Origin of the sequence: Methylobacterium sp. WL120, from assembly GCF_008039465.1 — a bacterium.
Taxonomy (GTDB): Bacteria; Pseudomonadota; Alphaproteobacteria; order Rhizobiales; family Beijerinckiaceae; genus Methylobacterium; species Methylobacterium cerastii.
The window spans coordinates 43,098-66,236 of record NZ_VRUT01000001.1 but is presented as its reverse complement, the minus strand read 5'-3'; the positions used below and the strand labels follow the sequence as shown (position 1 = coordinate 66,236).

Here is a 23,139-nt window from a genome sequence, read left to right as displayed (position 1 = left end):
CGGGGGCGATAAGGCCCCCGGCGCGCGTCGCCTCAGGGCTTCATCGTCGAGACCACCGCGTTCTTCGCCCGGTCCACTACGGCGACGCTGAGGTCGCGGTTGAGGACGTAGGCATGGGCGTTGTCGGCCGAGAACGCGATCGCCTGGCGCGGCTCGTTCAGGCCGGTCACCGTGGCGACGACCTTGAGGGTGCCGGTGTCGATCACCGAGAGCGAGTTGTCCTTCAGGTTGCCCGAATAGACGAAGCGCCCGTCCGGGGTCAGTGCGGCGCCGTAGGGGTCCTTGCCCACTTCCACTTCGGAGGTGACCTTATGGGCGGCGACATCGACCACGCCGATGGTATTACGGCCGCTGTTGGCGGCAAAAAGCGTCTTGCCGTCCTTGGTGATCGAGATGGCGCGCAGCTTGTCGAACCCGGCGATCTCACCGGTGATCTTGTTGGTGGCGGTATCGACCAACGTGATCTTGTCGCCAAGGAAGTTCGTGACGAACACGGTCTTGCCGTCAGGCGACAGCTTCACGCCCTGGCGCGGCTGCGCGAAGCCGGGGATCACGGCCTCGGCGAGCATGGTCCTGGTGTCGAACACGGTCAGCGTGCTCGCGGCCTCGTTGTTGACGTAGAGCTTGGCCCCGTCGGCCGAGAGCACCGTGCCGAACGCGCCGGGGCCGGCGGCGAGAACGCCGGCTTCCTTGCCGGTGGCGGTCTCATAGACCGTGATCCGGCCGGTGCCACTGTCGGAGACATAGAAGCGGGCGCCGTCCGGCGCGAAAACGATGTTGCGCGGCGTGACGAAGCCGTCGAGGCGGCGCAGCACCGTGCCCTTGGCGACGTCGTAGACGATGACGGCGCTCTCCTCGCTGTTCGACACAGCGGCGACGGTCCCAGCGGCGTTCAGCGCCAGGGCGTTGTTCTTGATCGCGCCGTCGAAGCCAGCGGCGGACCCGGGCTGGCCCTGGGCGAGGAGCAAGGCGGCTCCGGCGAGGAGGGCGCGGAGGCTGGTGCGGACGTGGGTCATGAAGCGTGTCTCTCTGGCATGCGCGCTCGTTCGGCGGCCGGGGCCTGCCGTGAGGGCTGGTTCTAATTCGGATTGCGTGATGCGAGACCGGTTTGGCCGTGCATCGCCCTGGGGAGATGCCGGAGGGCGCGGTCTATTCCCCGAGGCCGGCGAAAAAAACGCGGCGGCCTCGGGATTCGGGGGTTCAGGGCGTCGGCTTCAACGCCGTGAGGTAGTCGACGATGGTCTGCACGTCGGCCGGATCGACCGGCGCCTTGTAGACGTGAACCATCTTGTTCACGGTCTCGGTCCACTGCGCCTTCGTGAGCTTGGGCTGGGTCAGCACCATCCCGGCCGAGTGGCAGGCGAGGCAGTTGTTGTTGACCGCCTCGGCCCCCGGCCCGTCCGGGAAGATCCGGTCGGAAGTCGGGAATTCGATCGATTGCGAGGTGAAGCGCATCGGCTCGGGAGCCGAAGCGGCGAACGCCACCAGGGGAGACAGTATGAGGGCGGCGATGAGGGCCGCAGGGCGGATCGGGTTCATGGCTGTTCTCCTCAAGCGGCCTGGAAGGACACGGCCTCGATGCCGTTCTGCATGAAGCCGGCCCCGTTCCAGACCCGGTCCAGGGGCTGCGCGACGCCGTTGGTGTTGGTGCAGCGGACCCTGACCGTGTGGCTGCCGGCAGCCAATGCCGGCAAGCTGCCGTCGAAGCGGCGGAAGCTGTAGGGGCCTTCGTCCGCGCCGAGCTGCGCCGGGAACCACGTCGCGCCGCCGTCGCCTGAGAAGTCCACCGCCTTCACCCCGCAATCGCCGCCGAAGGCGATGCCGCGCAACGCCACCGGCGTTCCGGCCGCCACCTTGGCGCCATCGGTCAGGTTGGTGACGAACGAGCGCGGCACCATCCTGTTGATCGGCACCGTCTTGAAGCCGGTCTGACCGGGCTTGATGTTAGCGCCCGGCACGTCAGGAATGCGGTAAGCGGTCTTCATCCAGTACCCGTCGTCGGGCTTGTCCAGCACTTCGATGTCGGACAGCATCTTGACCCAGTAGGTCGAGTACCAGCCCGGCACCACGAGCCGGAGCGGGAAACCATTGAGCAGCGGCAATTGCTCGCCGTTCATCGCGTAGGCGATCATCACCTCACCATTGTTGGCGTGCTTGAGATCGAGCGACTTCTTGAAGTCGGGCGCGTCGTCGACCACCGGCTCGTCGAGGCCGTTGAAGCGCACCTGCACGGCACCGGCCTTCACCCCGGCCTTTTCGAGCACGTCCCTGAGGCGCACGCCGGTCCAGCGGGCGTTGCCCATCGAACCGTTTGCCCATTGCGCGCCGGTCACCCGCGGCTCGAACAACCCGCGCGAATTGCCCGAGCACTGGTTCACTGCGGCGATCTCGAAGCGCGGCAGGCCGGCGATGGCGTCGAGCGAGAGCGAGAGCTCCTTCTCGACATGGCCGTGGACCTTGAGCCGGAAGGTGCCGGCATCGACTTCGGTCGGGATCGAGGCCCAGTGCCAGCGGACGTAGAAGCGGTCGTTGGGGGTGAATACACCCTCGTCGAACACCGAGAACGGCGTCTCCAGTAGCGGCGGATGAGTGCGCTGGAGGATCATCTCGGCCTTGCCCGGAAAGGCCGTGGTCAGCGCCCGCTCGTCCGGGCCGCCGGGCAGCGGAAGCTTCACCGAGCCCGCCGCCCAGGCCGGTATGGCGGCGCCGAGGCTTCCGAGCCCTAGGCCACCCAGGACGAGGCGGCGGTTCATCGGTCTGTCCAGTCCGTGCATGGTCTCTCCCCTTGAAGGATGTCGGCGTCGATGCGTTCGAAGGCATCGGACCCGTGGCGATTCCTCGCGACCAGGGAGATGCTACGGGATACGATTTATTCCCACCAACGGTCTTTCGCGATACGAATGATCTCCAAACGCGATGATTTGAGAAGTTTCGATCTCCAATGGGACGATCAAGGACGCCGTCTCGGCGTCACGCCGCCGGCGCGCCGACGGGCGCGGTCCTGCGACACCCGAACAGGGCGTGACGCTCGGAAAAACCGCGCAAGGCGACGGTGCCGAGCGGTTCAAGGGCATGTGCCAACCCGTCGATGAAGGTGTCGGTGGCGATCAGCGGCGTGTTGTAGGTCTTGCACAGGCGCTCGACGCGGGCGAGCACGTTGAGATCGCGGCCGATCGCCGTGAAATCGACCCGGTCGCCGCCGCCGATATTGCCGTAGGCGACCTCCCCGACATGAAGTGCGACGCCGACCTCGAAGGCAGCCCTGTCACCGTTGCGCAGGGTCGCAAGCGCATCAAGCGCGGCCTCGGCGGCACGCAAGGCGGCACTGCGCGCCTCGGCCTCGTCGCGATCGGCATCGAACACGGCCAGTAGCCCGTCGCCGATGTACTTCAGCACCTCGCCGCCTTCCGCCTCGACGGCCGGCACGATGGCATCGAACATCCGGTTGAGGGCGGCCACGACACGGTCGGGGCTTTGCCGGTCGGACAGTTCGCCGAACCCGCGCAGGTCGGTCAGCATCATCGCGGCCCGCATCAAGCGTACGTCGCCGCGCCGCACCGTGCCGGTCAGGATTTGCCGCGCCGGGTCGCGTCCGACATAGGCGCTCAGCACCGCGCCTAGCATGTCGTCGAGCGCCTTGATCTCGAACAGCAGCGAGAACGGCTCGACCAGCGCCAGCAACGTGCAGATCTCGATCGGCGTGAAGCCGCCCGGTCTCGCCGTGGCCCAGGAGGCGGCGCCCATGCGTCCACGCGCGGCGCGCAGCGGCACGATGAGGTAGTCGGTTAGACCCTCGGTGCGAAGCTCGCCGAGCACGGGAAACGGCAGCGGCCCATCCCCGTCGAGACGGCATCGGAACGGGGTACGGGTCTCGACTACGCGCTCGACGGTGTTGCCGTGGAACGTCGGCGTACTCTCGATGCCGTGGCGGCGACGCAAGGCTAGGCTCGACGCTCCTGGATGCCAGACGCGCATTACCCAGCGGAACGACGGATGCAGGGTCGGCGCGTGGGTGGTGGCGCGGGCCAGTGGCAGGCCAAGCCCCGAGAGGCACGCACTGAACCCGTCGAGAAGGGCTGCCGCGTCCGCCGCTTCGCGACCCGGCCCCATCAACCATCCCGTCCCCTGCGCGACCGCCTCGGACGAAGATTGGGACGAACGTGTCACGGCAGTTCTTTCATCAAGGAGTTGGATCGATGCCATAGCGCGGATCAGACGAGGCCGAGCACGCGGATCAGGCCGAGGCTGACGGCGCCGAGGGCGAGGAGCGAGGCGACCACCGCGAGGGTCACCCGCGCCCCGGCCTTGGCGACGCTGCGCACGTCGACCCCGAGGCCGAGCGCCGCCATCGAGACCACGGTCAGCACGTTGGCGGTCTCCGACATCGGCGCGAGCGCAACCGGCGGGATCAGGCCCGTCGAGCGAAGGCCCGCGAGCGCAAGGAAGGCGAGGATGAACCACGGCACCAGGCGGTGGATCGCGAGGCCGCCGCGGGCCGGGCGGTCGCCCGCGGTGACGCCGGGGGCGGCCTCGTCGGTCTCCTCGCGCAGCCGGCTCGCGCCGAGCGAGAGCACCAGGACGATCGGGCCTAGCATCAGCACCCGGACGAGCTTCACCAGGGTTCCGACCTGGACGCTGAGCGCCGCGACCGGCGCGGTGGCGGCGAGCACCTGCGGCACGGCGTAGACGGTAAGGCCGGCGAGCACGCCGTACTGCATCGGCGACAGGCCGAGCAGCGGCACCAGCAGCGGCAGGCCGAGCACCACTAGCACGCCTAGCACCGCAGTGAAGGCAATGGAGGCGGCGACGTCCTCGCCGTCTGCGCCGATCACCGGTGCCGTGGCGGCGATCGCCGAGTTGCCGCAGATCGAGTTCCCGCAGGCCACGAGGATCGCCATGCGCGGATGCAGCCCGAGCGCTCGGCCGATGCCGTAACTCGACAGGATCGCGACCACGACGACGCCCGCGATGCCGAAAAGCAGACCCGGACCGGCGGCGAGGATCGTCGTGAGGCTGAGCGAGGCCCCGAGTAGAACGACCGCGATCTCCAGTACGGTCTTGGCCCCGAAGGCGATGCCGGGAAAGAAACGTTGCGACGGGGTCCAGGCGGTGCGGATCGCGCTCCCGAGCAGGATCGCCAGCACCAGGGCTTCGAGCCAGGCGCGACCGAACAGATGCGCCTCGACGGCCTCGAAGCCGACCGCTGCGGCGGTGACCGCCATACAGAGACCCAGTCCCGGAAGGATGGCTCTCGTGCCGGCCAAGGCACGCATTGACCGAGCGTGGGAGAAAAGTCTGGGCGCGGACATGGGTGGCTCCGATGTGATGCCGGAGAATCCCATGTTCTTTTCATTCACTCCAACGGAATGATTAGATGCTTCCCATCACTGAAATAGATGAAATAAGTGCCCCTTCGCAGATCACGGAGACCCATTGTGAGAGGCCGACAGGCGGATTCACCCGTCGATCCAGTGGGCCTTGATCGTCGTGTCCGCGGCAAGCTCATAGATCCTGACGGAGCCCGTCGCGAGTTCGAGGTGCTCGACCTCCGCCGGGCTGAGGTCTTCGAGCGCCATCACAAGCGCCCGCAGGCAATTGCCGTGGGCGACGACGAGCACGTCTCCGCCCATGACCGCCGGCTGGATGGTTCGGAGGTAGCATGGCACGATACGGGAGACGGTATCGCGCAGGCTCTCACCGTTCGGCGGCGCCTCTGCGTAGGAGCGGCGCCAGGTCTCGATCCGCTCCGCCCCCCAGCGCGCATCGGCGGCGATCTTGTCGAGCCCGCTGAGGTCCCCGTAGTCTCGCTCGTCGAGCGCGGCGAAGCTTTGGGGGACCAATCCGGGTTGCCCGAGCGCATCGAGGATAAGCCGGCCGCTCACGACGGCCCGCGTTAGCGTCGAGGTGAAGGCAGCGGAAAAGCGCCAGTTGCACTCTGCCAAACGCCGGCCGGCTGCCTCGGCTTCCCTCCGGCCCTGCTCGGTCAAGGGCGAGTCCAGCAATCCCGTGAACAGGCCGGATCGGTTGGCTACGCTCTGGCCATGCCGGACCAGCACGAGATGTCGCGTGACCGGGGCTTTGCAATCGTGAATCACCCTGTCTCCCGAGGCAGAGCACTTTCGTGCTGGTCGCATCGCCTCTGATGATGTCGGCATCCGACTTTAACGAACTTCGACCCTGCGATGGGTTGGACCGTCCATCCGGAGACGGCGGGTCATCCTAGGTCCGCTTATGAACGTCTTGCGACTGAAAGCAGCCAAGCTGCTTCCCACCCAACCCGGTCGTTGACCTCTGCCTCAACAGGCCGGGAGCGGACCTTCCGAGGGTCGGCAAGGGGCCGGGCGTGGGCCCAGGGAACGGGTTCCATCCGTCAGATTTCATCCACTAGAGATACCTGAGCCAAGCGATCTCGCGTCGGGATGTCTTGACGCGCGAGAACCAGGCCGTCGGCCAGTAGAGGGGCACGACCAGGCCGACGTACCAGACCAGCACCCAGCCGTAATCTGCCACGCCGAACACGCTGCCCTGCGTCGGGGCCCAGATGGCGGCGGCACCGTGATACAGGAGCCGCAGGATCGTCAGGTGGAGCAAGTAGAAGAACATCGGCGCACCGCCGAACACCGCCAGGGCCGAGACGACCGAAGCGTCGCGCATCCGTTCGAGAGCAACCAGGAGCAGCAACCCGATCCCGAGCGTCAGCAGCAGGAACAGCAGCGAGGGGGGATACTTCGTCAGCGCGAGGAAGCTCAAACTGGTCCGAAGCGCGTCGCCCTCGATCACGAAGCAGGGCTTGTCGCCGTAGCCGTTCGCCAGACGCAGGACCATGAAAGCGACGAGCATCCCGCAGCCGAGGGCCAGAAACCGGCGCTCGCGGGTTTGCGCCGCGACGTTGGGCAGGAACCACGGGCCAATTGCGTAGCCGAGCACGATCACGCCGATCCACGGGAGTACCGGATAGGTCGTCTTGGCGACCAGCCCGAACGGCAGCGCGATGACGTCACGCTGGTGCAGCATCGCCCAGACCGCAAAAAACGGTTGGTCAGGCTGGAGGTGGATCGGGTCAAGGAGGTTGTGGCCACCGACGATCAGCAGCCCTACCGCGAATAGAACCGGACGTGGCAGGCCGACCAGCACCGCCAGGACGATCATGCAGACGCCGATGCACCAGATGACCTGCAGCCAGAGCGTCGGACTGGCCACGCCCCAGTACAGTTCCGAGAGGTAGAAGACCTCCAGCGCCATCAGCACGAGCCCACGCTTCAGCAGGTAGGCCCGTGTCTCCGCCAGCGTATGCCTGGTACCGAACAGGTACGCGGCCACGCCGGTCAACGCGATGAAGATGGGTGCGCACAGGCTGACGACGAGGCGGGCTAGGGCCACGGCCGGCAGGGCAGTCCGGGCGTCGACCGGGTCGGCCACGGGTACGTGCAGGAACCAGGTCTCGCGCAGGTGATCGAGGAGCATCAGCACCATCACCAGTCCGCGCAGGGCATCGATGGAGGCGATGCGGCCGGACAGGGTCGATAGACTGGTCGATGCCTCCGGCGGCTCCGGACGCTCGCTCATCAAAACCGTGCCGTCATGCTGACGGTGACCCGCCGCGGCTCACCGACGCCGACCCAGAAGGTGTTGTAGGAGCGCTCGTAGTAGGTCTCGTCGAAAATGTTGTCGACGTTCAGCCCGAAGCGCAGGTTTTCGTAGCGGTAGTAGGCCAGCGCGTCCGTCAGGATGTAACCCGGCAAGCGGAAGCTCTCGACGCCGCTGTCGCCGAGCCGCGAGCCGACCGCTCGGAACCCTCCGCCGATCCCAAAACCCTTCCAGTCGCCGGCCTGGACCTCGTAGATGCCGAGCAGCGAGCCGCTATGGCGTGGAATGTTGAGCAGCGGTGATCCGACCCTCAGCACCTCGTCGCGGGTGACCGCCGCGTCGATGAAGGCGTATCCGCCGATCACCCGGAACTCGGGCGTGATCTGCCCGACCAGGCTGACGTCGAAGCCTTGGCTTCGCACGGCCCCCGCGGCGATCTGGAAGAAGAAGTCCGCCGGGTCGGTGGTGAGCACGTTCTCCTTCTCGATGTGGAAGGCGGCCGCCGTCACGCTGAGGCCGTCGAACAGGTCGAGCTTGGCCCCGACCTCGTAGGCGAAGCCCGTCTCCGGAGCGAAGGGCCGGGACGCGCTGTCGAAGCCGGTGTTGGGGCGGAACGAGGCGGCGACGTTGCCGTAGAGGGCCAGGAACGACAGCGGCTGGTAGACGAGGCCGGCCCGCGGCGAGAAGCCGGTACGGTCCTGCTCGGTCCGTTCGTTCGCGACCTTGTCGCGGAAGGTCTGGTTGTAGAAGTCGGTGCGGTTGCCCAGCAGCAGCTTCCATTCCGGGCTGAGCGCGATCTGGTCCTGGAGGTAGACCGCCGTGTTGCCGACGTTCTCGCTGGCGCTGTAGCGGCGCGTGAACGGAGGCTTGGCCTGCCCGTAGACCGGGTTGAACAGGTCGATGGCGAAGGGGTCGAGGCGCGGGGTCGAGCGCAGGAGGTTCTCGGTGCTGTTGTAGCGCTCGTGCTCCAGGCCGAGCAGCAGGGTGTGGGCGATGGGCCCGGTCTCGAAGCGCCCGACGAGTTCGGCCTGGCCGATGGCGACGCCCCAGGTGAAGTCGTGCTGGCGGAACTCGCGCAGCAGCGTTCGCCCGTCGTCGAGGATCCCGGTCGCGCCGGTCTGCACGCCGGTGAGGCTACCGGTGTTAAGGTGCGTGGCGACTCGCAAATGCCAGTCGGTGTTGAAGGCGTGCTCCAGCCGCACCTGCAGCAGCGCGCTCTCGGACACGGAATCGTCGCCCGGCTCGCCGAAGAAGCGTGAGCGCGGGACGAGGCCGAGGCGGTTGTTCACCGCGACAGTGCCGCGGTCGAAGGTCTGGCGGTTGCGCAGGTACTGCGCCTCGAACGTGATCTTGGTGTCGGGGGTGACCTGCCAGCTCACCACCGGCGCGAGCAGCACCCGATCGCCGTCGACGAAATCTCGAAAGCTGTCCTGGCGGGCGAGCGCGCCGTTGAAGCGATAGAGGACGCTGCCGTCCTCGCTCAACGCACCGCCGGCATCGACCGTGGTGCGGGCGGTGCCGAAGCTGCCGAACAGCGTGCCCATCTCGACGAAGGGTCGGGCTACGGGCTGCTTGGTGAGGATGTTGACGGTGCCGCCCGGATCGCTGCGGCCGTAGAGGGCTCCGGCCGGGCCCTTCAGGACCTCGATGGACTGGACGTTCTGGGTGTCGGGGGCGCCGTTGTAGCCGCGGGCGATGTTGAAGCCGTTCTGGAAGATATCCTGGGTTGCGAAGCCGCGCACCGAGTACAGGGCGAGGTTCTGGGCGCCGAAGTCGTTCTGTTTGCCGACGCCGGGCACGTAGTCGAGCGCGCGCTCGACGCGGGTCGCGGCTGTGTCAATCAGGACTTCCCGGGGGATTACGTCGACCTGCTGCGGTAGGTCGAGGCGGGGCGTGATCGTCTTGGTGCCGCTGTAGAGCTCCGGCACCCGGTAGGTCGGCGTGGCGGTGAGGGTCCCCTCGACCGAGAGCGCGTCGAGCACCACGGCGGTCTCCTCAGAGCGCGCCCCCTGGGCTGCGACGGCGGTGGGGATCGCGCAGGACAGGGCCAGCACGGACATCAGCGGGATGGACGGTGAACGGGACACGTTGATGGGCCTCGGGCGACGGCAGTGGCACGTCACCGCGAACGAGGCCGAACCACGCGCAGTGCGCATGCTTCCGCACCCGCCGGGGCACCCCGCCCAGCGTGTCTCGCGTGTGACCACGACTGACGGCAGGTCTCCTGGCTCGCGGGTCACTGCCCTTCACCGTCTTCCCGAGCGAGGCCGCTCAGTGACGTCGGTGGCGAAGGGCTCGCCGCTTACAGTTGCGGGGGCAGCCGCGGCGTTGGGGCTACCCCCGCACCGCGTTCCCTTTTGATCCTCCGGGGAGGAACCGTCACGGCCGAGCTAACATGCCGACGCCCATGCCCGTCAACGGACCAAGTGCAATGCACGAGGGGTTATGCCCTGCCGGCAACACCTGGGAAGACGGATCGCGCACTCCGTCCGTCAGGTCAGGACCTCGACCTGCTGCGGCGGCAAGCTACGCCACCAAGCGTCCGGGGATCGGAAAACCTCGTAGGTGAACCGGAGGACCTCATCCGGCTGGCGATGCGACGGGTCCACCCGACCACGCTCCGCGTTGCGGGACTTCAGGATCTCCCACGGCACGTCGAACACTTTCCACTCCACGGTGAGTCCGTGTCGGGCGACGATCCCGAGCTCGCGCTCGAACACGGGTCTGGTGAGATGGGTGTCCGCCATCACCACGCTGAAGCCGTTCGTCAGGGCGGCATCCAGGGCCGCTTCCTTGACCCGGTGCAGGAGGTCCCGGGCCGCATCGTCATGTGAGCCCTGCCTGAGTTCCCAGTAGACCTGCCGGTGCGGCGGCCAGAGGGTCTGCCGGAAGTCGTCGAGGGTGAGGTGAACCCAGCCGGCGAGAGGGTCGAAGCGGCGGGCGTAGGTCGTCTTCCCCGCGCCCGGGCAGCCGATCAGGCCGATCACCCTCTGCGGTGCCCCCGGACGATTCCTGCCGGGCACCGTCCGGGTCACGGTCAGGCCGTCGCCTCCGCATCCTCGTCGTCGCTCGCCGAGCCCTCGATGATCTCGCCCCGTAGGTAACGAGCCTGGGCCTCGGCGACCCGCCGTGCGCCCTGGGCGTGGCGGGTCGACACCGTGCCGCCGGGCGCCTCGGGCCCGCCGCGCTTGATGGCCACGAGTTCCGGATCACCCCAATGGTCGAGCATCGCCTGGAACGCTTCGTAGCGGCCGGCATCGAAGGCGATGCGGTCGCCCATCATGTCCTTGTAGGGGTGCGCCGGGTGCAGGCCTCCGCAGGGGACCCAGCCCGCCGGGATCGGCGTCGTGGCGGCATGGGTCCGACCGCTGCGCAGGAGCTTGGGCAGCACATGCGTATGCGGACCTTCAGGACTGGTACCGCCGGGGCCCGGGATCGGAGCATAGACCTCGACGCGCCCGACCCGCGCCAGGAACACCCGGTGCGGGCTCATGGCGACGAGATGCGACCCGATGGGGTTTGCGTGGTCGAACAGGGGCATGCCGACGCCGGCCCGCAGCCGCTCGACGGCCTCCGGATCGCGCACCCGCACACAGGCATCCACGGCGAGCAGGCCGAGGCCGAGGTCGAACAGGATGCCGTCGCGATCCTCGACCCGGGCGGCGTTCCGGTCGGGCCCGAGTTCCGTCACCACGGTCCTGCGGTTCATCGCGCAGGTCGCCTCCGGCAGGCAAAGCGCGATGGCGTGGTTCCAGCCGGACGAAACGGCCGTCTCGTAGGCGACGGGCCGCAGGTCGGAGCTCGGGGTCAGGGCGATGGCCCCGCGCGCGGTCGCAAGTCCCAGGCGATCGTCAGGGAGGGCCAGGACAGGCTCGTCCGGATCGCGCATGAACTCGGCGATGGCACCGAAGCTGCCCAGGCTCCAGGCCGTGGTCGGATCGGCCAGTGCAGCGCGCAGAAGGGCGACGGTGGCATCAGGGCTGGTGGGGGAAGGCTGCATCGATCTCCTCCGGATGTGGCCCTGAACGGCTCCAGGGCAGGATATAGGCGGTTCCGTCCGGTCCAGCCCCTCGGCACGCCGTGACGCCGAAGACGTCCGAGAGCAGCCGGTCGGTCAACGCAACGTCCGGGTGTCCATCGGCAGTGACACGTCCCTCGCCCAGGACCACGATCCGGTCGCAGAATCGGGCCGCGAGGGAGAGGTCGTGCAGGACGGCGACGACGCCGGTGCCGGCCAGGGCCACGCTCCGCAACAACGTCATGGCGTCGAGTTGGTGGGCAGGGTCGAGGGCGGTGATCGGTTCGTCGGCCAACAACCATTCCGCTTCGACGGCAAGCGCCCGCGCCAGCAACACGCGCATCCGCTCGCCCGAGGACAGGGTCGGTTCGGTCCGCTCGGCGAAGCGCGCGACGTCGGTCCGTGTCATCGCTCGGTTTATTGCGGCGTGATCGGTGCCATCGAGGCCACCGAACGCGCGTCGATGCGGCAGCCTGCCGAGGGCGACGAGGTCACGCACCTGCATCGGCCAACCGGCCCCCGCGCCCTGGAACAGGACCGCGATGCGCTTGGCGCGCGCGTCGCGGGAGATGCCCTTGAGCGGCATACCGTCGAGATCCACGCGGCCCTTGGTCGGGGCGACCAAGCCCGCGAGGGTGCGCAGGAGGGTGGTCTTGCCAGCGCCGTTCGGACCGACCAGACCGACGAGGATCCCGCGTTCCAGGGACAGGGTGATATCCGAGAGGATGACACGCCCGCCGAGGCGGACATCGAGAGCTGCGGTCGCGAGGCTCATGCGCCACGACCCCGTTCGCGCATGAGAAGCACGATCAGGAACGGCGCCCCGACCAGTGCCGTGACCACCCCGAGCTTGAGTTCCGGGCGCGTCGCCAGGAGGCGCACGCCCAGATCCGCTGCGAGCACCAGGGCCGCCCCCGCCAGTCCGCTCGGCAGCAGGCTGGCGCCGGGACGCGCGCCAACCAACGGTCGCACCAGATGCGGCACCACGAGGCCGACGAAGCCGATGGCGCCGCTGACGGCGACGCCGCTGCCAACGGCCAGCGCCGCGCCCGTGACGAGGCGCAGGCGCACCGAGACCAGATGGAAGCCGAGGCTCGCGGCCGTGTCCTCGCCGAGCGTCAGGGCATCGAGCGCGCGAGCCGTGGACAGCATCAGGCCCCAGCCCACTGCCATCAGCGGCAGGCAAAGCCAGACATGGTCCATGCTGCGGTCCGCGAGCGACCCCATCAGCCAGAACACGATCTCCAAGGCCGCGTAGGGATTGGGTGAGAGGTTGAGCGCCAGCGCCGTCATGGCACCGGCGAGGCTCGACAGGGCGACGCCGGCGAGGATCAATCCCAGGGTGGTGCCGCCTCTGGCGGCGACAAGGTTCAGGGCGAGCGCCGCCACGGCGGCGCCGGCGATCCCGCCGAGCGGGAGGGCGAGGCTGACGGAGGCCGCGAACCCGCCGTAGAACACAACCACGGCCCCGAGGGCCGCCGCGGAGGAGATGCCGAGGATGCCGGGATCGGCGAGCGGGTTGCGCAGGTAGCCCTGCATCGCCGCCCCGGTCAGCCCGAGGCTGAAGCCGACGAGGGCCCCGAGCAGGGCGCGGGGCAGGCGCAGCTCCCAGAGGACGAGGGCAGGCAGTGTCGCCCGTCCGGCGATGATGTCGCCAGCCGCCGCCGGGACGTCGAAAGGGGCATACCCGACCGCGATGGACGCCAACGTCAAAACGAGAACCAGCAGGCCAAGGAGAACGACGATGCTGCGGGGTCCGACGACCGCGCGTTCGATCCGGGCAGGAGGTGGAATGGGTGCGTTCATGGCTCTGCCCGTTCGCGTGCGGCGGCGGCGAGCAAGGCCACGACCTCGGCAACCTGGGGACCTGGACAGGTCCAGAGCCGGTTCGGAATCGAGACGGTACGACCCTGTCGGCGCAGGGCGTCGAGGACGGGGTGATGCAACAGGGCGTCGGCGAGCGACGGCGCGCCGGGCTCCCCCTCGTCAAGGACGATGAGGTCGGCGTTGGCCAAGGCCGCCGCTTCCAGCGGGACCTGGCCGAAGCGGTCGCGACCGAGTTCGGCCGCGACGTTGACGAGGCCGGCGGCGCGGATGATCGCATCGCCAAGGCTGCCGGGTGCGACCGTGAAGGCATTCGGGCGCATGACGAGTGCCCGCAACGGTTTTGCCGCCGGCACCACCTGCGCCAGCCGCGCGTCGAGGTCCGCGACCATCGCCTCGCCGCGCGCCGGGTGCCCGAGGGCCGCGGCGACGGTCCGGATTTGGGCCCGCACCCCCTCGAAGTCGTTGGGTACGCCGAGTTCGAGAAGGGGGAAGCCGACGCGCTTGAGCAGGCCCACCGTGGTCCGCGTCGTGAAGGCACCGGCCACGACGAGGTCGGGCCGGAGCGCGACGATCTCCTCCGACAGGCCACGGGTCACCGCGATGCCGGTGGCCTCCCGCGCGACGGTGGAGCCGCGCGGGTCATGGGCGAGGTAGGTCACGGCGGTGACCTGGTCGCGGTCGGCGAGCCGCAGGACCAGCTCGTCGGCGCAGAGGTTCATCGAGACGACGTAGACTGGATGCGCCGGCTCGTCTGCCGCCCACCCCGCACCTGACAGACCAGGCCAGACCGCAATCGCTAGCGCAGCCAGCGTCCATCGCATCGACATCGCAATCCTCAGAACGTCGTCACGCGGACGCCGCCGTACACGGCGAGGCCCGGGCCGAGGAAGCCGGTGGGGTTCTCGTAGCGGCGGTCGAACAGGTTATCGATCCGGCCGAACACACTCACCGTCTCGCTGACGTCGTAGTTGATCGCGAGGTTGACCAGGGTGAAGCCCGGGTTCTTCAGCCTCTGGATCGAGAAGTCTCGGTTTCCGTCTACGAAGTGGCCAAGCACGATCACCGTCCCGCTGAAGCTCAGGCCGGGGATCGGCGTCCACTGAGCGGTGGCGCTGCCCTTGTGGCGGGGCCGGCGCAGGAGCTCCTGGTTGGTAATCTCATTCTTGGTCACGGTGTTGGTGTAGTCGACCCGGCCCGAGAGCGTGTCGGTGAACCGGACCGCAACGAAGGCCTCGGCCCCGTAGGATTCGGCTCGCCCGACGTTCTCGTTCGAGGTGAAGCTGGCGTTGGTGTTGATCAGGTTCTTGAAGTCGTTGGCGTAATAGGTCGCGCCGACGAGAACGCGCTCGCCGAGCGGCTGTTCGAAGCCGGCATCGTAGCCGAGGCTCTCTTCCGGCTTGAGGTTGGGGTTGGCGAAGAAGTTGAACGCCGGGAAGCTCTGGAACAGCTGGCTCAGCGTCGGCGCCTTGAAGCCGGTGCCGACGCTGCCTTTGATCCGCGTGTCGGTGAACGGCAGGATGTAGCTCGGGGCGACGCGGAACGTGGTGGCCGGTCCGAAGGCGTCGTTCTCGTCGTGGCGAACGTTGGCGACGAAAGAGGCACGGTCGAACGGCGTTAGCTGTATCTCGCCGTAGCCGGCGGTATTGCCGTTCCTGGCCCGCAGGTTGCCGGAACCGAACGGGTTCGGATCGGTGGTCGACAGGCTCTCGTCGTCACGCTGCGCGCCGAACAGAACGAGGTTGCCGGGCGAGAGCTGGTAGTCGCCGCGGTACTCGTAACGCGTGCGCTCGCCGAGGCCGGCGGTCGGGAGCGGGTTGAACGGGTCGTACGCGTTCTGGACCTGGCGGTTGTAGAGGTTCGAGTAGTTGATCGCGAAGACGTTGTGGAAACCGGCGAACGGCGTCCACTCGGCCTCGTTGCGGGTGAAGACTTGCTGCACGTCCGCCTGGCTGCGCAGGCCGCCCAGCGTCACCGGGAAGGTGCCGTAGTCGTCGCCGCTGAAGAGCAGCTTCGAGTTGATGAACCGCGTGATCGAGTTGATCCGGAACGTGTCGGTGAACTGGTAGCCGAACTTCGCCGAGACGGTCTCGTTGTCGTAGTAGTTCGGGCGGGTCGTCGTTCCTGGGGCGACGAGGTTGGGCGGCGTCACAGGCGTTGCGGCAGCCCGGAGATGCTGGATCGACACCGAGTAGTCGAAGCCGTTTTCCGACCCGCTGATCCGGCCGCTCTGGTTGAACGTCCCGAACGAGCCGCCCTCGATCCGCGCGCTGGCCCTGGCCGGTCCCTCGCCACGTTTCGTCGTGAAGGAGATCGCGCCTCCGATGGCGTCGCTGCCGTAGAGCCCGCTCTGGGGCCCCCTGAGAACCTCGATGCGGGAGAGGTCGTCGGTCAGGAGTTGTCCGAAGTCGAAGGAGCCGTTTGGGTTCGACGGGTCGGTCGCGTCGATGCCGTCGATGAGCACTTTCACGTGGTTCGAGTTCGAGCCGCGGATGAACACCGAGGTCTGGCCGCCCGGGCCGCCGGTCTGCACGACGTTGAGGCCGGGCACCTGTTGCAAGGCGTCCGGTACGGTTCGGCGCTGCTGGGCCTCCAGGGTCTCGGCGGTGAGCACCGTCACACTCGATCCGACCTGATCGACCGGCGTCGGGACGCCGGTGGCGGAGACGGAAAGCTCGGAGAGCGTGACGGCCGCCTCGGCCCCGCGCGGGACGTCGGCGAAGGGCGCGGCGGTCTGCTGCGCGAGTACAGGACCGGGAAGGGAGGCGCAGGCGAGCGCGAGCGTGCGCAGGCACGCGGATCGGGAGGGGAAGGACACGGGACAAGCCTCGGGCGACGTCTGTGGCACGTCACCGCGAACGAGGCCTGGGCGCTTGCCTGCCGTTAGGACAGCCGAACGCCTCGACACCCATCAGGACACCCCGCCCGATGCGTTTCGCGTGTGACCACGACTGACGGCAGGTCTCCTGGCTCGCGGGTCACCGCCCTCTCATCGTCTTCCCAGGCCCAAAGACCCAGTGACGTGTTGATGATGGGCTCGCCGCTTACAGTTGCGGGGGCAGCCGCGGCTTCGGGGAAGCCCTTTCGGACCTCATCCTCACCGCGTTCCCTTTTGATCCTCCGGGGAGGAACCGTCGGGCATACAGGACCTGAGGGAATGGCCCGGCGTCAATGTCGCTTCGGGGTTTTCCGCCCTGTGTGTTCATAACGTTACAAGTCGGGCCTCGGGGTCGATGGCATTCGGTTCGGACCGCGGCAGGCCCCATCCTTTCACGAGGCCGTACACCGCCGGGATCACGACGAGGGTCAGGACGGTCGATGAGACCATGCCGCCGATCATCGGCACCGCGATCCGCTGCATGACCTCCGAGCCGGAGCCCGTGCTCCACAGTATCGGCAGGAGCCCGGCCATGATGGCCACCACCGTCATCATCTTCGGGCGGACCCGTTCGACCGCGCCGACCATGATGGCCCGGCGCAGGTCGTCGCGGGTGAAAGTCCGCCCGTCGCGATCGCATACGGCCCGCACCTCGACCAGCGCGTGGTCGAGGTAGACCAGCATGATCACGCCGGTCTCGGCCGCGACGCCGGCCAGCGCGATGAAGCCGACGGCGACCGCCACCGACAGGTTGAAGCCCATCCACCACATCAGCCAGACGCCCCCGACGAGGGCGAAGGGCAGCGACAGCATGACGATGAGCGTCTCGGTGAGCCTCCGGAAGTTGAGGTAGAGCAGCAGGAACACGATCAGCAGCGTCAGCGGGACCACGACCTTGAGCCGGGCGGTCGCGCGGTCGAGGTACTCGACCTGCCCGCTCCACTGCACGAGGGTGCCTTGGGTGAGCCTGACCTCATTGGCCACCGCCGCCCGCGCCTCGGCGACGTAGCCCCCGAGATCGCGACCCGCGACGTCGACGTAGATGAAGACCGCGAGTTGCCCGTTCTCGGTCCGGATCTGCGTCGGGCCGCGGTTCAACTGCACCTTGGCCACCTCGCCGAGTGGCACCGTTCCCCCGCCCGGGATCGGGACCTGCACCTCGTCCGCGATGGACCGCGGGTCGGACCGGAAGGCCCGGGGGTAGCGCACGTTGACGGTGTAGCGCTCCCGGCCCTCGACGGTGTTGGTGACGCTCTCGCCTCCGAGCGCCATCCCGATCACGTCCTGCACGTCGCCAACCGTCAGCCCGTACCGGCCCAGCGCATCGCGGTCGGGGGTGATGTCGAGGAAGTAGCCGCCCTGGACCCGCTCGGCGTAGGCGCTCGACGTGCCCGGGACCGCCTTCACCACCGCCTCGACCTGGCGGGCGACCTTTTCCATCTCGGTCAGGTCCGTCCCCAGAACCTTGATCCCGACCGGCGTGCGGATGCCGGTCGAGAGCATGTCGATCCGGGCGCGGATCGGCTGGGTCCAGGCATTCGAGACCCCGGGGAACTGGAGCGCGGCGTCCATCTCGGCCTTCAGGCTCGCCGTCGTGACGCCGGGCCGCCACTCCGCTTTCGGCTTCAGGTTGACGATGGTCTCGAACATCTCGCTCGGCGCCGGGTCGGTCGCGGTGTTGGCCCGTCCGGCCTTGCCGTAGACCGAGGCGACCTCGGGAAACGACTTGATGATCCTGTCCTGGGTCGCGAGCAGGTCCCCGGCCTTAGTCACCGAGATGCCCGGCAGGGTGGTCGGCATGTACATCAGGGTGCCCTCGTCGAGATCGGGCATGAACTCCAAGCCGAGCCGGCTCGCCGGCCAAGCCGTCGCCGCCAGGACGACGAGGGCCAATAGGATCGTGAGCACCCGCGCCTGCAGGACGCCCGCGATGAGCGGCCGGTAGCTCCAGATCAGGAACCTGTTCACCGGATTGCGGTGCTCCGGGATGATCCGGCCCCGGACGAACAGCACCATCAACGCCGGGACGAGTGTCAGGGACAGCACCGCCGCCGCGGCCATGGCGAAGGTCTTGGTGAAGGCCAGCGGACCGAACAGACGGCCCTCCTGGCTCTCCAGGGTGAAGATCGGCAGGAAGCTCACGGTGATGATGAGGAGCGAGAAGAACAGCGACGGCCCGACCTCGCTCGCGGCCTCGATCAGGATCTCGACCCGGGGCTTGTCCGGTGGCGCCCGTTCCAGGTGCTTGTGGGCGTTCTCGATCATCACGATGGCCGCGTCGATCATGGCACCCACCGCGATGGCGATGCCGCCGAGGCTCATGATGTTGGCCCCGAGCCCCAAAACCTTCATGCCCGCGAACGCCATGAGGATGCCGACCGGCAGCATCAGGATCGCCACCAGCGCGCTGCGCACGTGGAGCAGGAACACGACGCAGACGAGGGCGACGATGGCGCTCTCCTCGATCAGCGTGCCCTTGAGGGTCTCGATGGCCGCCTCGATCAGGTGCGAGCGGTCGTAGACCGGAAGGATCTCCGCGCCCTTGGGCAGGCTGGCGGCGACCTCGGAAAGCCGGGCCTTCACGTTCTCGATGACGTTCAGGGCGTTGGCCCCGAACCGTTGCAGGACGATCCCGCCGGCGACCTCGCCGTCGCCGTTCATCTCGGTGATGCCGCGGCGCTCGTCCGGACCGAGCTCGACCCGGGCAACGTCCTTCACCCGCAGGGGCGTGCCGGCCTCGGTCCTCAGGACGATGCTCTCGATGTCGGCGACGCTCTTGAGGTAGCCGCGGCCACGGACGACGAACTCGAACTCGGAGAGCTCGACGGTGCGACCGCCGACGTCGGCGTTGCTCGACCGGATCGCCTCCCGGAGCTTGGACAGGGTGATGCCCTGCGCCCGCAGGCGGTTCGGATCGACCACGACGTTGTACTGCTTCACGAAGCCGCCGACGCCGGCGACCTCCGCCACGCCCTCGGCGCGCGACGCCCCGAAGCGGACGACCCAGTCCTGCAGCGACCGGAGCTCGGCCAGCGACCGCTCCTTGGCGACCACGACGTACTGGTAGACCCAGCCGACCCCGGTCGCGTCGGGCCCCAGGGTCGGGGTCACGCCGGCCGGCAGGCGCTTGGCCACGGTGTTCAGGTATTCGAGCACCCGGCTCCGGGCCCAGTACGGGTCGGTGCCGTCCTCGAAGATCACGTAGACGAACGAGACCCCGAAGAACGAGAAGCCACGCACGACCTTGGACCGCGGCACCGTCAACATCGCGGTGGTCAGGGGGTATGTGACCTGATCCTCTATGACCTGCGGCGCCTGCCCGGGGTACTCGGTGTAGACGATGGTCTGGACGTCCGAGAGGTCCGGGATCGCGTCGAGCGGCAGGGTTTTGAGGGCGTAGAGCCCGGCTCCCACCGCGAACACCGTCCCGATCAGGACCAGCACCAGATTCCTCGCCGACCATGCGATCAGGCGGGCGATCATGGCGCCTTCCCTTCGGCCGCAGCCTGCGGCCCGGGATCGAGCTTGGGTTCGGAAAGCCCCTGCAGGGCCGCCTTCAGGTTGCTCTCGGCATCGATGAGGAAGTTCGCCGACGTGACCACGCGGTCGCCCGCGGCGATGCCGTCGCGGATCTCGACGTAGCCGTCGCCGCGGACGCCGAGCCTAACCGGTCGCGGTTCGAAGCGACCATCTCCCTTGTCGAGCAAGACGACTTGTTTCGTGCCGGTGTCGATGACCGCGTCGTCGGGCACCGCCACCGCCGGCTTGTCGCTGCCGGTGGCGATCGTCACGTCGGCGAACATGCCCGGGCGCAGGTCGCCGTTCGGGTTGGGCAGCTCGATCCGCAGGCGGGCGGTCCGGGTCCCCATGGCGAGGTGCGGGTAGATCCGGGTCACCGCGCCGGTGAAGACGCGGTCCGGGAACGTCCGGGCGCGAACGGTCGCCGTCTGGCCCTCCGCCACGGCCGCCAGGTCGCGTTCGGTGACGTCGGCCAGGACCCAGACCCGCGAGTGGTCGACGAGCTTGAACAGGGTGTCGCCGGACTTGGCGCGCATGCCGTCGGAGACGTTGCGCTCGACCACGACGCCGTCGCGGGGCGCCGACCATGTGATGGTCGAGGGCACCTTCCGTGTGCGCTCGATCTCGTCGATGACCTCGGGCGGGATTCCGAGGTTCTCCAGGCGCCGGCGGGCGCCCTCGTAGCCGATGCCGGTGAGGTACTGCGCGGCGGCCGCGTTCATCTCCGGCGAGAACAGGCGCAGGAGCGGCTGGCCCTTGTGGACGTGGTCGCCGGTGGTGACGGCCTCGACCTTCTCGATGAAGGCGTCGGTGCGCATCGCGATGACCGAGATCCGGCGCTCGTCCTCCTCGATGGCGCCCGGCGCGCGCACCGGCATCGACAGGACCCGTCGCTCGGCGACCGCCGTCCGGACCCCGGTGCGCTGGAGCTTGCCCGGCGAGATTTTCACGGTGCCGTCGTCGGTGTCCTCGCCCTCGTAGACGGGGAGGTAGTCCATCCCCATCGAGTCCTTTTTCGGAGTCGGCGAGGTGTCGGGAAGGCCCATCGGGTTGCGATAGAAGCGCACCTTGCGGGCGCTTGCAGGGGGCGTCGCCTGAGCCATGGCCATGTCGCCGGGGCCAGCGTCGGGCATCGCCTCCGCCTCGTCGGGTTCGTCGAAGCGCACGTCCTCGCTCGCGTGGACGGCGCGGTAGTCTCGACCGTCCGCGGTGCGCTTGGGCTCCGCGGCGTAGTCCGGTCTCCCGTCCGGGTCCCGGTAGTAGACGACCGGTCCCGTCGCGTTCACCGCGACCGGTGCCTGCATCGGGGAAGCCGGCCGGGGTGTGCCCGGCAGCCAATGGGCGAAGCCGGTCCGCGCCTGCCGGACGAGCGCCGGCACGGGGCTGCCCTCATGCCCCGCTCCAAATCCCAAAACCCCCGCGGCAAGCGCGGCGAGGGTCCCGGCTGCCCAAGCCGACCGGTTCACTTGGTGGCCTTGAACACCAGCCTGTTCTCGACGGTGCCGGTCTCGCCCTGCACCTTGGCCCCGAGCGAGAGGCGCCAGCCGCCGGCCATCGTCAGCTTCGCCTTGAACCGGTAGACGCCCGGCTCCGGCGACGGCATCTGCTCGATCCTGGAGGTCATCTCCTCCATGCTGTCGGGCGCCATGTCGATGCGCTTGGCGAAGATGACGGCGTTCGGCACGGGCTTGGACGTGCGCTTGTCGACGAGGCGGACGTCGAGGATGGCCTCGCCCTGCCTGGCCTCGTCCTTCACCAGTTGGAACTCGTAGTCCTTGGTGTCGGCCCGGGCCGCGGTGGTCAGGGCGAGGCCGAGCAGCGCAGCCGTGAGGGCGCGCGAAAACGATGTCTTGGACACGGTGGATGATCTCCTGAAAACGATGGGACCCGGGCCTTCAGGCGCGCGGGATCGGCCGGCGCAGGCGCCGGCGGCATCGAATTCAGGCTCGGGGAGGCTCGGTGGGTGGTCCTTGCGACAGGCTGTCGAAGGAGGCGGTGACGCCCCAAATCGGCCCCTCGACGCCGGCAACGCGGCCCGGAAGTCCGACGGCGACCGGCAGGCCGGTGACGACCTTCGCCAGGCAGAGCGCCATCAGCGGGCAGCCCTTCGAGCAGTCGGGCATGTCCGGCCGCTCCTTGGGGCAGCACGGCATCTCGTCCATGGCCATCCCGGCCATGTCGTCCATGGCCTCGTCGGGCATCGCCATGGCGTGACCCTGAACGGCCGTCGGCGCGCGGATGCCCGCGGCGGCCGCGGAGGCGGTCACCGGCGCGAGGGCGAGGCCGAGCACCGCCAGGAGCGGGAGCAGCCGCCGAAGGGCGAGCCAGAAGGTCACGGACGGAGGATGCCACATCGCATGTCGGCGAGGAAGGGACAGGGCATCTGATGCCAACCACGGCGCCGTGCGTCGAGCTATTTCGGCCATCGCGCGTTCGCCATCGGGTCTGAGTCCGTATGGCCGCAGAATGGAGGATAGTCCTTGAGCAAAGTCCCCGATGATGAGCCGCCCGTCGCCCTCGTGACCGGGTCCACGTCCGGCATTGGGGCGGCAATAGCTCGTCGGTTGTCCGGCGATGGCTACGCGGTCGTGTTGCACTCGCGCAATTCCGCGGAGGCGGGACACGCTCTAGCCGCCGAACTCGGGAAGGCCGCATACATCCAGGCCGATCTCGCCGATGACGCCGACAGGGTCCGGCTGGTGCAGCACGCCATCGCCCGGTGGGGCCGCCTTGATGTGTTGGTCAACAACGCAGGCATCAGCCAGGTCATCCCTCACGCCGACCTTAAGGCCGCCTCGCCGGCGGTCTGGCACGCGTTGCACGAGGTCAACGTGGTGGCGCCGTTTCGCCTCGTGGCGGAAGCCGAGACCGCATTGCGGGACGCCGCGCGGCGAGGTCGTCCAGCCTGTGTCGTCAATGTCAGTTCGCACGCCGGGGTTAGACCCAAGGGTGCATCGATCCCCTATGCTGCATCGAAGGCAGCGTTGAACCACATGACCCGGCTGCTCGCCGTATCGTTGGCTCCGGACATTCGGGTGAATGCCGTCGCTCCCGGGTTGGTCGATACACCCTTGACAGCCGATTGGACTGCAGCCCAGGCGCTTTGGCGGGAGCGGTCGCCCATGCGCCGGGCTGCCAAGCCGGAAGACATCGCCCAGGCCGTCGCATTGCTGGTGGCGTCGGACTACCTCACTGGGGAGATTCTTCTCTCGGATGGAGGTTTAAACCTTACGTAGCGCTCGCGCCGCGGTGTCTGGGCCTGATCAACAAGCGCGATCTCGAAACACGCGTGATGTGCAAGATCGATAGGCGT

General features: G+C 68.3%; 19 protein-coding genes and 2 riboswitches. Of the genes, 1 reads left to right on the top strand and 18 read right to left on the bottom strand.

The genetic code is table 11. The features are described 5' to 3' along the window. Positions 1-32: 32 nt before the first annotated feature. The 18 genes from FV229_RS00315 to FV229_RS00230 all read right to left on the bottom strand — a co-directional run bounded on the left by FV229_RS00315 (position 33) and on the right by FV229_RS00230 (position 22,162). A complete protein-coding gene (locus tag FV229_RS00315) occupies positions 33-1,016 on the bottom strand; it encodes a beta-propeller fold lactonase family protein (protein ID WP_056160267.1) in 984 nt (327 codons plus the stop codon). A gap of 184 nt (positions 1,017-1,200) precedes the next feature. Continuing rightward, the gene (locus FV229_RS00310; protein WP_056160265.1) at positions 1,201-1,539 is read right to left on the bottom strand and encodes a cytochrome c; all 339 of its coding nucleotides are present in this window, start codon (positions 1,537-1,539) and stop codon (positions 1,201-1,203) included. Positions 1,540-1,550: 11 nt separating this feature from the next. Continuing rightward, complete coding sequence (locus FV229_RS00305; RefSeq protein WP_056217685.1) at positions 1,551-2,774, bottom strand: molybdopterin-dependent oxidoreductase; 1,224 nt, start codon at positions 2,772-2,774, stop codon at positions 1,551-1,553. A gap of 196 nt (positions 2,775-2,970) precedes the next feature. Beyond that, positions 2,971-4,110: an adenylate/guanylate cyclase domain-containing protein gene (locus tag FV229_RS00300; protein ID WP_056217688.1), complete on the bottom strand. Its 1,140-nt coding sequence runs from the start codon at positions 4,108-4,110 to the stop codon at positions 2,971-2,973. A gap of 101 nt (positions 4,111-4,211) precedes the next feature. Then, the gene (locus tag FV229_RS00295; protein WP_200913232.1) at positions 4,212-5,309 is read right to left on the bottom strand and encodes a putative sulfate exporter family transporter; all 1,098 of its coding nucleotides are present in this window, start codon (positions 5,307-5,309) and stop codon (positions 4,212-4,214) included. Positions 5,310-5,456: 147 nt separating this feature from the next. Then, entirely contained in the window at positions 5,457-6,095 is a 639-nt protein-coding gene (locus FV229_RS00290) for a 2,3-bisphosphoglycerate-dependent phosphoglycerate mutase (RefSeq protein WP_056160253.1), read from the bottom strand. Positions 6,096-6,384: 289 nt separating this feature from the next. Beyond that, entirely contained in the window at positions 6,385-7,566 is a 1,182-nt protein-coding gene (locus FV229_RS00285) for a heparan-alpha-glucosaminide N-acetyltransferase domain-containing protein (RefSeq protein ID WP_147750023.1), read from the bottom strand. Further along, complete coding sequence (locus tag FV229_RS00280; protein WP_243971734.1) at positions 7,566-9,674, bottom strand: TonB-dependent siderophore receptor; 2,109 nt, start codon at positions 9,672-9,674, stop codon at positions 7,566-7,568. Before FV229_RS00280 ends, FV229_RS00285 begins: the two co-directional genes overlap by 1 nt. Positions 9,675-9,783: 109 nt before the next feature. Beyond that, positions 9,784-9,983: riboswitch (cobalamin riboswitch) on the bottom strand. A gap of 96 nt (positions 9,984-10,079) precedes the next feature. Next, positions 10,080-10,574, bottom strand: a complete 495-nt coding sequence (locus FV229_RS00275; protein ID WP_147750022.1) for an AAA family ATPase — start codon at positions 10,572-10,574, stop codon at positions 10,080-10,082. 50 nt (positions 10,575-10,624) lie between these two features. Further along, the gene (locus tag FV229_RS00270) at positions 10,625-11,587 is read right to left on the bottom strand and encodes a hypothetical protein (protein WP_147750021.1); all 963 of its coding nucleotides are present in this window, start codon (positions 11,585-11,587) and stop codon (positions 10,625-10,627) included. After that, entirely contained in the window at positions 11,562-12,380 is an 819-nt protein-coding gene (locus FV229_RS00265; protein WP_147750020.1) for an ABC transporter ATP-binding protein, read from the bottom strand. Before FV229_RS00265 ends, FV229_RS00270 begins: the two co-directional genes overlap by 26 nt. Beyond that, positions 12,377-13,411 carry an iron ABC transporter permease gene (locus FV229_RS00260; protein ID WP_147750019.1) on the bottom strand — a complete coding sequence of 345 codons (1,035 nt, stop codon included), beginning with the start codon at positions 13,409-13,411 and terminating at the stop codon, positions 12,377-12,379. Before FV229_RS00260 ends, FV229_RS00265 begins: the two co-directional genes overlap by 4 nt. After that, positions 13,408-14,259 carry an ABC transporter substrate-binding protein gene (locus FV229_RS00255; RefSeq protein WP_147750018.1) on the bottom strand — a complete coding sequence of 284 codons (852 nt, stop codon included), beginning with the start codon at positions 14,257-14,259 and terminating at the stop codon, positions 13,408-13,410. The genes FV229_RS00260 and FV229_RS00255 overlap by 4 nt, the downstream gene beginning before the upstream one ends. Before the next feature lie 8 nt (positions 14,260-14,267). After that, positions 14,268-16,247, bottom strand: coding sequence for a TonB-dependent receptor (locus FV229_RS00250; protein WP_147750017.1), 1,980 nt, complete (start codon positions 16,245-16,247; stop codon positions 14,268-14,270). A gap of 120 nt (positions 16,248-16,367) precedes the next feature. Further along, positions 16,368-16,580, bottom strand: a riboswitch (cobalamin riboswitch). A gap of 51 nt (positions 16,581-16,631) precedes the next feature. After that, positions 16,632-19,790 carry a CusA/CzcA family heavy metal efflux RND transporter gene (locus FV229_RS00245; RefSeq protein WP_147750016.1) on the bottom strand — a complete coding sequence of 1,053 codons (3,159 nt, stop codon included), beginning with the start codon at positions 19,788-19,790 and terminating at the stop codon, positions 16,632-16,634. Continuing rightward, on the bottom strand, positions 19,787-21,292 hold the full coding sequence (locus FV229_RS00240) for an efflux RND transporter periplasmic adaptor subunit (RefSeq protein WP_147750015.1): 1,506 nt from the start codon (positions 21,290-21,292) through the stop codon (positions 19,787-19,789). Before FV229_RS00240 ends, FV229_RS00245 begins: the two co-directional genes overlap by 4 nt. After that, a complete protein-coding gene (locus tag FV229_RS00235; protein WP_147750014.1) occupies positions 21,289-21,684 on the bottom strand; it encodes a FixH family protein in 396 nt (131 codons plus the stop codon). Before FV229_RS00235 ends, FV229_RS00240 begins: the two co-directional genes overlap by 4 nt. An 82-nt stretch (positions 21,685-21,766) precedes the next feature. Then, complete coding sequence (locus tag FV229_RS00230; RefSeq protein WP_147750067.1) at positions 21,767-22,162, bottom strand: hypothetical protein; 396 nt, start codon at positions 22,160-22,162, stop codon at positions 21,767-21,769. A 144-nt stretch (positions 22,163-22,306) separates the two neighbouring features. Here FV229_RS00230 and FV229_RS00225 point away from each other — a divergent pair, with 144 nt between their 5' ends. After that, positions 22,307-23,062 (top strand): SDR family oxidoreductase, encoded by a 756-nt coding sequence (locus tag FV229_RS00225; protein WP_147750013.1) that lies wholly within the window; start codon positions 22,307-22,309, stop codon positions 23,060-23,062. The last annotated feature ends 77 nt before the right edge of the window (positions 23,063-23,139 follow it).